Raw genomic sequence first — 14,333 nt, 5'->3', positions numbered from 1 at the left:
GTATATTTATTCTTGAGTCACTCATTTTTGAACCCTCCTTTATAAGGACATCTTATCCCAACGTAATACCTTTGTCAATACATAGGGATAATCATAAGAGTTTGCAGTTATTTTTTTGAGTATATTCGACAAACTACTAAAACTCAAAATGTTAAAGGTTTTAATTTATTAATGTCTTCAAATCAGGCACAACTTCTTCCTCAAACCAAGGGTTCCGTTTTAACCAGCCAATGTTTAAGGGCGACGGATGAACCAATGGAAAGTAATCAGGCAGATACTTTTGATAGTGTTTAACTGTTTCAGTTAAATTTCTTTCTCGGCTTTTACCCAAGTAGTACTTCTGAGCGTAAGCTCCAATTAATATAATCGTTTCAATATTTGGCATCTCTTCTAACAATAAGGGATGCCATTTTTCTGCAAAGCCTTTTCTAGGGGGCATATCTCCGGTCTTCGCTTTCCCAGGAAAATAAAAGTCCATCGGTAAGTGTGCTATTTTATCTGTTGAATAAAACGTTTCTCTAGATACACCCATCCACTCTCTTAATCGGTCCCCACTTAAATCATTCCAGAACAATTGAGACTCTTCCGCTTTCCTTCCAGGGGCCTGTCCGACTATCGCAATCGTTGCTTCTTTAGATGCTTTAAATAAAGGAGGTATGTCTCTTTTGGTGAATTCTTCATTGAGCGGATCAATCATTATTTTATGTTTGATTTCATCAAAGGTAGCCATATTATTAATTACTCCATTCTAAATTTTTCGTGTATCATTTGTGTAAATACTAGTGTATTCTAGTGTTAAGGTTAAGTGCTAAGGCTCCATTGTGGCTAACAAAGGAGCTGATGCCTATTGTGACGTTTTGTGGGTTTAAGTTCTAAAAAGGAGCTTAGACAAGTTGGAAGTATTTCAAGTGCTATCTTTAATGATAGCGTTTGCGACACTCATGGTTCTTGTATCTAAAAAGGACTAGACAATACAAAAACCACCATTTTTAGCTTAGCCGGCTTGATGGTGGGTTTTGTAAGTTTTAAAATCTGCCACAGTGGGGCTAAAGCATATAACCTTTAATTAAGGAAAGAACCCTTGTTATAGCAAGGGTTCTTTTTTTGCAGCCCATCTGTTCACTTTTAGTATACACTTCTTCAAGGGGAGATTCAACAAATTGGTTCTTCTCTTTCTCATAACTAAAAGCTAATAATAAGCGTTTAGTTGATTCATCCTGTTTAAATCCACGAGCAATATAAAAAGGTGTACCAAGTTTGTTTCCTTCTTCGACAGATACAGCTTATTCTGTTGCACCTTTTTTATGTGCTCCAATGTAAATGCTTCTAGCAATTTCGTTCCCATACCTTTATATCGATGACTTTCATCTATGTAAAATACATAAATCCCACTTGTTTAATAAATGAAGGTTGCATCCAATCTCTCCTAAAATAAATTATCTTTTATCTATCTTTGTAAATCGTATTATACCAATTTAGTTTTGTTTCCTAAATATATCTCTGTACCTTCTTTGCTTAATTCTTTAAAGTCTAGTTTTTCAAGCATTTTTCTTGAGCGATTATTTGTTTAATGGGTTTCTGCTAAAATTGTTTTTATTCTTAATTCTTTCGTTCCGTATGCAATCATTAATTCAGCAGCTTTTGAACCTAATCCTTTTCCCCATAACTTAGACTCTCCAATAACAATCTTAAACTCCGTTGTATCTTCTTTAATCGTCGCTAAGTCTGCATAGCAATAAGTTGACCCTTTCGTTCTATTCCTAAGCGAAGAAACCCTTTAGAAGGTCGATTAACTAGGTTTTCCCACCAAATATACAGTTCTTCTCTGTCTTTATTCAAATCCCACCCATAAGCTTTGCAAAAGGTATCATTTTGACTCCATTCTAAAATAGTTTTGAAGTCATTTATAGCAATTGGATGTAATTTAATTTTATTAGATTCAATCATAATTATTGATTCCTATTTTCGTAAATTTTTTTCTTTTTTAAATATATCAGTATGACTACACAAAGAATGTAGTAAAATATGGCAAAGTAAATAGTAGGTTTTAGGCTGAAGACAAATAATATGACTGATAATACACTAATACTAATCAACGAAGGCAATTGATCAATTATATTTTTAGTTCCTACTTTAATACCATTTAAGTCATCCCTTTTAAATCCTCCAGTATATGCTTCTACAGGTTTATTATGAAAAATATAAATGATGTTTTCAAAATCTAAAACGAAAAAAATATATGAAAATATCTCTAATATAAAAAAAATCTTTAAAATATTTCTATTAAACACTCCACTTAAAAAGATGACTGGAGTAAAGATAACAGCTAAAAACATAGTCATAAAGGTTATGAGCTTTCATTTTTTTTAGATCATGTTCAGTAAAATTATCATTAACCATAATAAATCGATAAAATGCACTAGCTAATATCATAGTTCCCACAAAAAATAGCCATGCCCAGTCTTGCATCGTAATATTAGCAAAAGTTAATACTCCTACTAATCCTATGAATAGTCCTACAAATTCTTTCCTAGCCTTTTTTTAAAAAAACTCATTCCCTGTATGAAAAAAAAACATTTTGGTATAGTCCTCCTTACAATGATGATTCAAGCGATTATATCCCTTTTTATTAATTACTATAATTAACTTGTGTATATTTACACCTATTTTCAATATAATGTAGATAAATCAATATGAATGGAGAATAAGATTATGAACGATAAGCACATAGGGAAAGTAATTAAACATGATAGTAAATACCTTTTGACTATTCCTGATACTATAATAAAAACACTCAATTTAGAAGACCGTGATGCAGTTGAATTTACAATTGATGAGAGAAACTAATCTAGACGAAATCAATATATTAAAATTTACTTTGTGTTGTCTGTCTCATCATCTAATATTTCAATAGTTCCTTCTGTTCCGTCCACTCGGATTTTTTGGTTATCTTTTAATATATTTGTTGCATTATCCACACTGACAACAGCCGGTATGCCATTTTCTCTGGCCACAACCGAGCCGTGGGTCATAATCCCTCCAACTTCTGTTATAAGTGCTTTTGCTGAGGAAAATAAGGGTGTCCATCCCGGATCTGTATAAGGAGCAACGAGAATGTCTCCTTTATTCAGCTTCCCTTCTTCCAAGCTTCGAACCACTTTAACAGTTCCTTCAACAACACCTGAAGAGACTGGCGTGCCTACCAATACATTTGAAGACTCTTGATCTTTTACAGCTGTAAATATTTCTCCATCACTGCTCATCACACGAGGAGGTGTGAGCGTCCGATAATGCTCTTCATGTTTTTTTCGATCGGGGAGTGATGATACAGCTTCTATTGAGCCCTTCTCCAACAGTACAATCAATTCATCTAGCGTCAGATAGTAGACATCGGTTTCTTGCTCAAGGATTCCTTGTTGAACAAGATAGTTTGCCTCTTCTAGAATCACTTTTCGGTAGATGTCAAAGTAACAAACCATCATATACTTTGGGAGTTCTCGAATTCCTACAGTATGGCGATAAAGATTGAGAAGGCGGGATAGTTTCTTAGCTTTTCTTGAACCTCCTCGCGTTTTATTCACACGCTCTAACAATTCCTGGATTGCTTCATTAGCTCCTTGTTCTCCTTTTTCAAATTTTTCGTGATGTTCACGTGGAGCGTTATTTCTCATGTGACTGAGAATTGATGGTACAAGCATGGTCGGTACTTCATGCCACCGAACCCTTGTAATATCAATCTCTCCTGTGGTCCGCATCCCGAATTTTTCCATAAATGAATGCAGGGCAGCGAGAAAAATCTTCCCTCCTTTAACCTCTTTTAAATCTTGAACAAACGTCTCATCGTTTGCTTTTTGAAGATAGTCCACCACTTCCGGATACGGTCTAGCTGTATCTGCCAAATCACCAATCTTCATTCCAACTTCACTCGTAATATTCCCCGGAGGAGATTGATGAATGGCGGGACTCACTTCTTCTCCTAGCCATTTTTTACCGCGCTTTTGAATACGAGGAAGTGTTATCATACCCGCACACGTATAGGCTAAAGGATTAGTAAGGGACCGAAATAAATCGCGGCTTGCGTGTTCCTTGATCAAATGGATTCGTTCGGCGTGATCATACTGTTCCATCTTTTGTTGAAAACGATCAATATCTTCATAAAAGTTGGAGTAGGAGCGTTGTAAGGCCGATTTTGGGTTCTCGATGTAGATAATCGCGATGGTTCTTAGCAGAGTTTTCCATAATATACCCCACATAGGTTTAACATAAAGTTGGAAGACCTTCCTCTTATTCCCTCGTTTAGGTGCTCTCTTTTCAAATTCCTCACGTAAAACAGCATTTTGAATAGCCTTAAGATCAGGTTCCAAATACTTCTGTTTCCGGAGCTTTTTTTGGACAGATTTCATATATAACAAATAGGAATAATCTACAAATACCCGTCCACCTGCATTTGTAAGGAAACCTCTCATCTCTTCTTTAGTCGATGGCACTAGTGATTGAAAAAGGGAAAGACCAAGGGGTTTCATATAATCCGTCATCATTTGCTTATGACCTGCGGAATAATAAATATGGTAATTGTTGTCGTCGGATGATGGAACGGGAAAAAGGGAAGTGATTGGTCGACTTTGTAAGATATAAATTTCTCCATCTTTAAGGCACCACTCAATATCTTGTTCAGTTCCATAATATTGTTCGATCTGTTTTCCAATATGAGCAAGTTCTAGAATCATTGCATCCTTAAGAGCTGGTTGATCTTGTTGCTCCACTGGTAATCGCTGCATTTCTGTTCCACCACTAGGAAGGGGAAAAATCCCCTTTTCCTTTTGGGCTACTTGCTTATCGATAATCTGCCCATCTCGCACCTTATACAAATCCGCCGTAATTTGCCCGGAAACCAGTGCCTCCCCTAAACCAAACCCTGCATCAATAGAAACAATATGACGATGCCCGCTAACCGGGTCTGCCGTAAACATAATGCCAGATACCTCTGGAAGATTCATTCTTTGCACGACAGTAGACAAAAAAACAGAGCGATGATCAATCCCATTTTGGGCACGATAAACAATCGCACGATCGGTAAAAAGCGACGCCCAACATTTTTGAATCGATTCGAATAGTTGCTCCTCCCCTTTCACGTTGAGAAAGGAGTCTTGTTGACCGGCGAATGAGGCCTGAGGAAGATCTTCGGCTGTAGCACTAGAGCGAATGGCATACGTATGCTCTCTCCCAATATTTTCCCATGCCTGCATGATTTCTGAATATAACGGTTCGGGGATTTCAAGGTTCAGAATATAGTCGCGAATACTTTGGCCCCACCGTTGTATCTCTTCAAACTGATCCGGTGATAATTGATGGAGTTGCTGGATCATGTCATTCAATTTATCTTTTCCTTGAGTGAGCCGCTTATATCCTGCTGTGGTCACACAAAATCCAGGAGGAACTAAAAAACCTGCTTTGCTCAGTTCCCCAAGGTTTGCTCCTTTTCCTCCCACCGTAGATAAACTAGACCGATCAATATCATTAAAATCGAGAACATAGTCCATAAAAATTCTCTTTTTTTAAATAGTTTTATCGTAGCTATTTTACTCCTGGATAATTCAGACATACTGTTTTCATCTTCAACTATATAACTTGGTTTGAGGTTTAGATTTTAATGGAAATTCCTTCATTACAAATTCGAAGTCGGACGATTAAAATAATAAATACTTGCTAAACTATCTGTCACTCTAGGTGCTGATGGCATAAAAATCATCTTTTTCTTTTTAAAAATTGTTTTCATTACTATTTTAAATCTAACAGTAAAAATTTTTAGAGTCCAAGATTTCGATTAGTGAAAGATAGCAAAAAATTCGGAACCCGTCATTTTTTTGGTAATCTTTAGGTTCCAAGATTAAACATTTTCTATTCTATTTACAGATATCATCATCTCATCATCGCTTGACAAAACAAAAAAAACATCCTCTTGTAAACGTTGTTAAATCACAGGTACTTGACGAGTTTTGAATAGAGCTCAGGTTGTCTTGGTTTCTTAACGTTTGTCTTATTTCCGAGTTGAATCGGAACCATTTCAACATTTTTATCCAAATAAAAACCTCCTGATAAACTTAATCTAATGTAAGTTTATCAGGAGGCAAGAATCAACGATAGATACTATTTTATTAGTCTCTTACTTAATGAGGAATAATAAAACGCTACTCCAAAAATGGTAAATAATTTTAGCACAGCAAATGCATTAATATTCTTTTCATGAAAAAAAGTCAAATTCTCATTTTCATACTTTTTATACATCTAAGCTCAATACACACATCTTTCCCATAAAATATAGCAACAAAAAAATATAAGTACAACGCGTTCAATTGAAAACAATATAGTCCTAACTATTTGTTTCCTTTTTCAAACTAACTGCAACATAGTGTTTATCGCTAACTTGTACCCAATCAGGATCAGCCACGCCGGTTTCTTTATACTGAGAAAAATCATAGTGTTCATTCTCGCTACTGTAAAAATCCAATGTTTCTTCAGCTTGATAATTTTTAATATCTGTTTTTAAGAACGCAGCCATTAATCGTTTAGTGTAAGGGTGCTTTGCATTCTTAAAGATTTCTTTAATCGGTGCACTTTCAACAATTTTTCCTCCGTTCATGACAATCACATCATCTGCCATGCTGTTGATTACTCCCAGATCATGAGTAATAAAAAGGATACTTGTGCTGAATCGGTCTTTCAATTCGTTCATTAATTTTAGAATTTCAGCTTGAATAATAACATCCAAAGCAGTGGTTGGTTCATCAGCAATCAGTAATTTCGGATCACAAGCTAATGCCATCGCAATCATAACACGCTGACTCATCCCACCTGATAACTGATGAGGGTATTGTCTGAGCATTTGTTTCGGGTTTGGAATTTTAACAGCATCCAACAACTCAATCGCTCTTGCAACAGCTTCTTTTTTATTTAATTTACTATGCAATTGAATAGCTTCAACCAATTGATATTTAACTGTGAAAACTGGATTTAAACTCGTCATAGGTTCTTGGAAAATCATTGAAATTTCATTCCCACGAATTTTTAATAAGTCTTTTTGGCCTAGAGAAGAGATTTCTTTGCCGTCAAAAATAATGCTCCCCTCTGCAATGCGTTGGTTTTTTTGAAAAAGCTGTAAAATAGACATTGCTGTTTGACTTTTACCACTACCACTTTCTCCAACTATACCTAATGTTCTGCCTTCTTCTAATGAGAATGAAACACCATTTACCGCTTTTACTGTCCCATTACGCGTGTCAAAATAAGTATGCAAATTATTCACCTGTAATAAACTCATGTGGTCGCTCCTCTCTATCCCTATAATAAGACTCACGATTCTTGAGAGTACATGCTATAAAATGATTGTCTGCTACTTCAATCCAATCAGGATCACTTTCTCCATCTCTTGAATACTGGAACTCAAAATCTTCGTATTTCTTATCAATATCCCATTTTGAATCTTGAGCATCATCCATCTTTGGTATCGCATTTAATAACTGTTTAGTGTAAGGATGTTTAGGGTTCTCGAAAATTTCTTCAGCTGATCCTAGTTCAACTAAATTTCCAAAATACATTACTCCAATACGGTCAGAAATATACTGAACTACACCCAAGTCATGTGTAATAAACAAATACGTCAAATTATCTTTTTCACGCAACTCCTGCAATAAATTAATAATTTGTGATTGAATGGATACATCTAGAGCTGATACTGCTTCATCACATACGATAAATTTAGGCTGCAATGCTAAGGCTCTTGCAATCCCAATCCTTTGTCTTTGTCCTCCAGAAAATTGGTGTGGGTAGCGATTAATCAGTCCACCTGCTAAACCGCATTTTTCCATAATATCTATAATGTATTCTGTGTATGCCGGGTCATTTCTACTTTTGAAAAATTTATGAATAAGTAAGCCTTCACCAATAATTTCTCCAACTGTTAGACGTGGATCAAGCGATGAATAGGGATCTTGGAATATAATTTGTAGGTCTTTTCTTAAAATCCGTGCTTCTTTTTGTGTTAAAGCCGCTAAATCAATTCCATCATCTAAATATCTTTCATAACGTTCAAATTTTTCTGATCCTCTAAGAGGCTCTTTTAACTTCTCCACCTTAACTGTTGCTTTTTCAAGATGTTCCTCATGTGACTTCAAATCCTGTCTTAATTTTTTGATCTCAGATTCATCCACTTCAGCTTTCATTTTTTGTTTTTGTTCTTCAAACTCTATATCTCTTTTACATTTAGCAACTTTTGATGCAGCATCATAACGATTTAATAAAACCAAGCTCACTTCTTTGAGATTATCATGAGACACCAATCCACCAACTAAGCGAAGTGTGTTTCCATAGGTATTATCAAAATCTATTTTTTTAATTCGTAATTTTTCAAAATGCTTCTCTTTTTCATCACCAGATAAATCTTTTAATTCGGACTCCATACGTTCAATTTCATTCAAATCATCATCATATTTACTGGACGTTTTAGGAAACCCTTGGTAAACTTTTTTTACATATGAAGGCATTAAATTCTCAATAGTATCTCCATAATACAAAGTCGATCCCCCTGTTTGTCGGTGTAACTGTATGATTGTCCGACCAAAGGTAGATTTTCCACATCCACTTTCACCAACTATACCTAAAGTCTCACCTTCAAGAATATCAAGAGATATATCTTTATTGGCCTTTACATAAGTCTTCCCAATCTGAAAAAAGTTATTCTTTTTAACAGGGAAATATTTTTGTAGGTTTTTTACGCTTAATAATGTTTTCATACATGGATTACCTCTCTCTCATCTTAGGATCAAATGCATCACGTAAACCATCCCCAAATAAGTTAAAGGCTAGAATGGTTAACATAATGATACCCCCAGGAAATAGCGTAAGATAAAAGTGTTGTCGAATATACCCTCGACCAAAGTTAAGCATCGTCCCCCACTCCGCAACAGAGGCCTCTAAACCTAAACCGATAAAACCTAAACCTGCAGCGGATAAGATAGCTGAAGCAACTTCCATTGAAGCTTGCACAATAATAGGAGACAAAATATTTGGTATGATGTGTTTAAAAATTAAACGTCCATCATTAGCTCCCAGTGCTCTGCTCGCCTCAATATACTGTGTTTCTTTAACCGATATGATTCCTGCTCTAATAATACGAGCAAATACCGGAATACTTGCAATTCCTATCGCGATAATCATGTTTCTAATGCTCGAACCTAAAGAGGCTACAATCGCTATAGCTAATAAAATAGAAGGAATCGAAAGTAAGATATCGCAAAAACGCATAATCAATGTGTCTAGCCATCCCTTATAATAGCCTGATAAAACCCCTAAGACTCCTCCAATTGACAAGGACAAAGCAACCGCACTTACCCCAACTGTTAGAGAAACGCGTGTCCCATAAATGAGACGACTGAACACATCACGTCCTAAATCATCTGTTCCAAACCAATGCTCTCTACTTGGAGACTGCAAAGCATTCGATAGATTCTGTTCCCTCATCCCATAAGGGGTAACATAATCAGCAAAAATAGCCATCAAAATTAAAATAATTATAACAATTAAACCAAGCATTGCACGTTTGTTTTTCTTAAGTGAGTACCAGACTTCATGCCATGCACCTTGTGGAACGCCTGTCATTTCCTGTTCTGTTTCATCTATCTTTCTTTTGTTTAATAACACAGCATTTCACTCCTAATCATATTGAGACCTAATTCGTGGGTCAATATAGGCATATAATATATCCACAAATAAATTGACAATCGTAAACAAGAAGGCGATAAATAATACTCCACCTTGAACGATCATTGTATCTCTGGTTCGAATGGCATTTACCATTAAGGTTCCTAACCCATTAATACTGAAGATTGTCTCAGTCAAAACGGCCCCACCTAACAAAACCCCAAATTGCAACCCTATTACTGTTACTATTGGAATAAGAGCATTTCGCAGAGCATGTTGGAAAATAATCTTCTTCTCAGATACACCTTTAGCACGTGACGTTCTTATATAATCCTGATCTAAAACATCCATCATACTCGAACGCGTAATTCTTGCAACGGTTCCAATAGATGAAGAAGCCAGTGCAAAAACAGGCATAATCATATGTTGCCAAGTTGTAAAACCTGTTGCAGGTAACAATCCTAATATTGCCGTAAACAAAATAATAAGTAAGAGTGCTTGCCAGAACACTGGCATAGATACACCTAACAACGAGATAGTCATAACAAAATTATCCGTTTTAGAATATGGACGTGTTGCTGAAACAACTCCTAATGGGACACCTACCAATGTAGAAAATAAGACACTCCAGCTAGCAAGCCTGACTGTATTAGGTAATCTAATCAATATTTCACCCATAACAGGACGTCTTGAAACATATGATCTTCCTAGATCAAAATTTATAAAAACATCTCGAACATAATTGAAGAATTGAACAAAAAAGTTTCTATCTAATCCCATATCTGCTCTTAGAGCTTGTAAAGTTTCCTCTGTCGCTCCTTCACCCAAAATTATTCTTGCTGGATCACCCGGTGAAAGATACATGATTGTAAATACAATAAATGAGACTCCTAATAAAATAGGAAACAACCATAATATTCGTTTGATAATATACTGAACCAAGATAATACCTCCTAATAAATAAAGAGCCAAAAAAATGGCTCTTTATTTTCCAAATTTGTTAACTTAGTCGACTGAAACAACATTTAAGAAGTAACTTCCAACTGGATGATGCTCAAACCCACTCACTCGGTTGCTAATACCCGTTACATTCTCACGTGTCTGCAAGAATACCCAAGGCACTTCCTCGTGAATAATATCTTGAGCTTCATGGTAGTATCCTATACGCTCATCTTGGTCTGAGGTGTAACGACCTAAATCTAATAACTCGTCTACTCTAGAATTTTCGTACCATGTTGTATTTCCTGATTCTCCAAAATTATTTGAATGGAATAATGGATATAAACCATAATCCGCATCTGTTGTAACTGTTGTCCAACCTAGTAAGAACATGTCTGGTTCACCAGCATCGTTGGCATCCAAGAATGCACCCCACTCCATTTGTACAACTTCTACTGTAATACCTATTTGCGACAAGGCTTCAGAAACGATTTGCGAAACTCTGATACGCTCTTGGCTGTTGTCTCCAACATATAATGATAATGTAAAGCCACCACCTGGGTAACCGGCCTCCTCTAATAATTCATTAGCAAGGTCGACATCATATGGAATAGGTTCTAAATCTTCATTGTATCCAAAAACTAATTCGTTAATTGGACCAGCCATTTGCTCTCCTACATTCATATAAACTGTGTCAATAATTGCTTCAATGTCAATTGCGTGAGCTATAGCTTGACGAACACCTAATTCACGTAGTGGTGTATCATTATGAACACTCAATCCTAAATATTCTGAACCTAAATTCGGTGTATTGATTAAAGTAAGTGCATCATTCTCTTCAACTGCTTGAATATCAGATGGTGCAATATCATAAGCAATATCTACGCCTTCACTTTCCAATTCAATTAAACGAACACTTGGATCTGATATTGTTCTAAATTCGATACTTCCAACAAGAGCTGAGTCACCCCAATAGTCGTCATAACGATTTGCAATAACGTGTGTACCTGTTACCCACTCTTCAAATTCGAAAGGCCCCGTTCCTACAACCGATGTCACACCATAGTCTTCACCAGCTTCTTCAACTGCTGCTTCATTTAAAATACCTACTGCCGGATGCGCTAAGTGCGTTAAAAACGGACCAAACGTATCTGAGGTTCCTACTCGGATAGTATGTTCATCAACGACTTCAATTGTATCTGGATCAATTGACCCAACGATATGTCCAATTGTTGGTGAAGCAACAGCTCTGAGTAGTGTATATTCAACATCAGATGCTGTAAATGGTTCCCCATTATGGAAGGTAACTCCTTCTCTTAGTGTAAACTCAAAAAGATTTTCTTCGATTTCTTCCCATTCAGTAGCTAGCCCTGGAACTAACTCTAAATCATTCGTTTGGATGATAAGAGTATCATAAATCTGTCTAGCTATACGTGTAGTTGCTTGGTCATTTGTTGCTTGAATATCAAAAGTAACCGGATCAGCACCACTCGCTACTACTAACACAGAGTCATCTGCGACTTCTTCTCCCCCGTTATCATTATCATTTCCTGTTCCATTACCATTACCATTTTCACCCGCTGGACTAGTACATGCAACAATAAATAGTACTAATGCAAGCAAAAATCCTAATAACTTATTTTTCTTTTTCATGTTGTTCCCCCCTTATAGGTAATGATTTTAGCACAGTGATTAAAATTAAACAATAAGTAAATTAAAAAAAAATTAGAACAAGATGAGCGAGTCGCCACATTTTGTTCTAATCCCTCCTTAATATACACTTGAATTTCGTTACATTATTAAATAATTCTCATAAAAGATATATTAACTGATGTTCTATGAAATTTATCGCGTAAACCTCACGTTCCATAGAGAGCATGGACTCAATTGTCTGTTGTCGCCTTTTACTCTTCACATATTTATCACCAGTGTATACTTTTACTACCGAAGTTTTATATATTTTCCCACATTTGATTTTGATCAAAGTAAGCTGCTTTTTCTTTTGCCTCAGCAACAACTGATTCAGGAAATTCCATTATATCAAGCAATTTAAGGGCATTTCTTGTTGAAGCAGATCCTTTTCTCAATGTATAGTCGAAATCAATTCCTTGTTCATTCGTTACATTCTCTTGAAAATGAACATTCTCACAGACTGTTTTCAATATTTCTGTTAGTTCAATATCATGTGTCGCTATAAATGCTAAAGATGGCGATTCACTTAACCATTTGATAATACTCGCAGAGGCCGATATTCGTTCTATTGTATTTGTTCCTTTTAGAATCTCATCAATGAAACAGTAACACCTGTCGCCTGCTTTCACTTTAGATAATATTCGCTTCAAAGATTTTATTTCTGCAATAAAATAACTGTCTCCTTCAATAATATCATCTTCTACAGCCATAGAAGTCAATACATGACCGCGTTTCATTGAAAAAGATGAAGCCGTACACGTAAACATCGTTTGTGCCAGAATACAGTTGATAGCAACGCTTTTCACATAAGTCGATTTCCCAGAAGCATTGGAGCCTGACACTAAGGTATTCTGTGTCCAATGAACAGGATTATCCACCGGATTATCTATTAATGGATGGGTGACATTTTCAGCCACTACCTCGTCTTGATTAGTAAACTGAGGGATACATCCTTCTTCTAGTATGAGTCTCAAATTTAAAATTGCCGCAGCTGACTCAAGATTTCCTAAAACTTCCCATAATTTCAACGCCTCTTCCTTATTCTTTTTTATACGGTTATAAACAAAATGATAAGAAATAAATGGCAGCATGAAAAACATATTTAAATAATCAAATAGGATTTCTCCTTCATTACTTCCACCCATTCTAAAAGCAAATGAAAAAAACGGAATCCGCTTGAGAGGCCTTAAATTAACTTTTAGCTCCTCTTTAAGAGGGTGATTGATTTTAGATAACTGTTTCGCACTGGAAATCGATTGAACTAGATAACTCATACTGAGGAGTTCATTTCCAATACTCATTTTGTTTATTTGCGAATACAAAAGATTAAAGACCAGCGAAGAGATAGCTATCATTACTCCATATTGGGCCAGCTGTGTAAAAAGCAATAACACGCCAATAATCGGTAACGAACCTAAAAGCAAATATAATCCAAAATGAAAGAACTGCTTTTTGTTATCTTCAGTTAACTGTTTGACGACAGAATTATTATCTTGTTTACCAAGTTGAGCAAATACAAATTGAATTTTTTCTCTTTGAGTTGGATTTTCATCATAATACTTTATAATATTTTCCGTTTTAAGTTGATCACTGTCGTTTAAATCAAATGAACGCAACCGTTTATACAACGCTTCTGAACCAATACTAGAATAAGTATGATTGATTAGAGAAAAGACAGTAAACATATCCAATCTTTTATAACTCAAGTCTTTATTCCATTAAAGACAATTCGGTCTGGTAGGCTTCTTGAGCGGACACTAAACCGAGTATGGATCGTATGCGTTTATTTATCTTACCAGCCGCTTCTGATATATAGTCAGAAGTAAAATGATGTAACGATTTACCTTTCGGTATAAACTCTCTTAAGAGTTTATTGAAATTCTCGTTAGACCCCCGTTCCCATGATGCGTAAGCATGACAAAAATAAATAGATAAATCATCATTTTCAAGCTCAGATACTTTCGCAAACTCAGATCCATTATCAAATGTAATTGTTTTAAACTGAT

The 14,333-nt window shown here is 35.7% G+C and carries 13 protein-coding genes; 2 read left to right on the top strand and 11 right to left on the bottom strand.

The window, feature by feature from the left end; all coding sequences use genetic code 11:
• Window positions 1–160: 160 nt before the first annotated feature.
• Window positions 161–730, bottom strand: coding sequence for a uracil-DNA glycosylase family protein (locus ABDZ53_RS08335; protein ID WP_343755471.1), 570 nt, complete (start codon window positions 728–730; stop codon window positions 161–163).
• A 163-nt stretch (window positions 731–893) separates the two neighbouring features.
• Here ABDZ53_RS08335 and ABDZ53_RS12935 point away from each other — a divergent pair, with 163 nt between their 5' ends.
• Window positions 894–968, top strand: a complete 75-nt coding sequence (locus tag ABDZ53_RS12935) for a putative holin-like toxin (RefSeq protein WP_425541692.1) — start codon at window positions 894–896, stop codon at window positions 966–968.
• Between the two features lie 599 nt (window positions 969–1,567).
• Here the strand turns inward: ABDZ53_RS12935 and ABDZ53_RS12930 are convergent.
• The gene (locus tag ABDZ53_RS12930) at window positions 1,568–1,714 is read right to left on the bottom strand and encodes a GNAT family N-acetyltransferase (RefSeq protein ID WP_425541691.1); all 147 of its coding nucleotides are present in this window, start codon (window positions 1,712–1,714) and stop codon (window positions 1,568–1,570) included.
• A gap of 5 nt (window positions 1,715–1,719) precedes the next feature.
• Window positions 1,720–1,947, bottom strand: coding sequence for a hypothetical protein (locus ABDZ53_RS08330; RefSeq protein ID WP_343755469.1), 228 nt, complete (start codon window positions 1,945–1,947; stop codon window positions 1,720–1,722).
• Window positions 1,948–2,712: 765 nt separating this feature from the next.
• Here ABDZ53_RS08330 and ABDZ53_RS08325 point away from each other — a divergent pair.
• Entirely contained in the window at window positions 2,713–2,847 is a 135-nt protein-coding gene (locus ABDZ53_RS08325; protein ID WP_343755467.1) for a hypothetical protein, read from the top strand.
• A 26-nt stretch (window positions 2,848–2,873) separates the two neighbouring features.
• Here the strand turns inward: ABDZ53_RS08325 and ABDZ53_RS08320 are convergent, their stop codons facing one another.
• The 8 genes from ABDZ53_RS08320 to ABDZ53_RS08285 all read right to left on the bottom strand — a co-directional run.
• Window positions 2,874–5,540, bottom strand: a complete 2,667-nt coding sequence (locus ABDZ53_RS08320) for a phosphoenolpyruvate synthase (RefSeq protein ID WP_343755465.1) — start codon at window positions 5,538–5,540, stop codon at window positions 2,874–2,876.
• A gap of 830 nt (window positions 5,541–6,370) precedes the next feature.
• Complete coding sequence (locus tag ABDZ53_RS08315; protein WP_343755463.1) at window positions 6,371–7,318, bottom strand: ABC transporter ATP-binding protein; 948 nt, start codon at window positions 7,316–7,318, stop codon at window positions 6,371–6,373.
• Window positions 7,296–8,789: an oligopeptide/dipeptide ABC transporter ATP-binding protein gene (locus ABDZ53_RS08310; protein WP_343755461.1), complete on the bottom strand. Its 1,494-nt coding sequence runs from the start codon at window positions 8,787–8,789 to the stop codon at window positions 7,296–7,298. The genes ABDZ53_RS08315 and ABDZ53_RS08310 overlap by 23 nt, the downstream gene beginning before the upstream one ends.
• Window positions 8,790–8,796: 7 nt before the next feature.
• On the bottom strand, window positions 8,797–9,696 hold the full coding sequence (locus ABDZ53_RS08305; protein ID WP_343755459.1) for an ABC transporter permease: 900 nt from the start codon (window positions 9,694–9,696) through the stop codon (window positions 8,797–8,799).
• Window positions 9,697–9,708: 12 nt separating this feature from the next.
• Window positions 9,709–10,638: an ABC transporter permease gene (locus ABDZ53_RS08300; protein ID WP_343755457.1), complete on the bottom strand. Its 930-nt coding sequence runs from the start codon at window positions 10,636–10,638 to the stop codon at window positions 9,709–9,711.
• Between the two features lie 63 nt (window positions 10,639–10,701).
• Window positions 10,702–12,288, bottom strand: coding sequence for an ABC transporter substrate-binding protein (locus tag ABDZ53_RS08295; RefSeq protein WP_343755455.1), 1,587 nt, complete (start codon window positions 12,286–12,288; stop codon window positions 10,702–10,704).
• Between the two features lie 299 nt (window positions 12,289–12,587).
• A complete protein-coding gene (locus ABDZ53_RS08290) occupies window positions 12,588–14,033 on the bottom strand; it encodes a MutS-related protein (RefSeq protein WP_343755453.1) in 1,446 nt (481 codons plus the stop codon).
• Between the two features lie 4 nt (window positions 14,034–14,037).
• Window positions 14,038–14,333 (bottom strand): IS30 family transposase (locus ABDZ53_RS08285; protein WP_343755451.1); only part of this gene is annotated, 296 nt, incomplete at its 5' end.

The sequence above is a fragment of the Alkalibacterium iburiense genome (assembly GCF_039521845.1).
Classification (GTDB): domain Bacteria; phylum Bacillota; class Bacilli; order Lactobacillales; family Carnobacteriaceae_A; genus Alkalibacterium; species Alkalibacterium iburiense.
The sequence above is the reverse complement of the archived record's forward strand: the minus strand, read 5'-3'. Positions and strand labels throughout refer to the sequence as shown.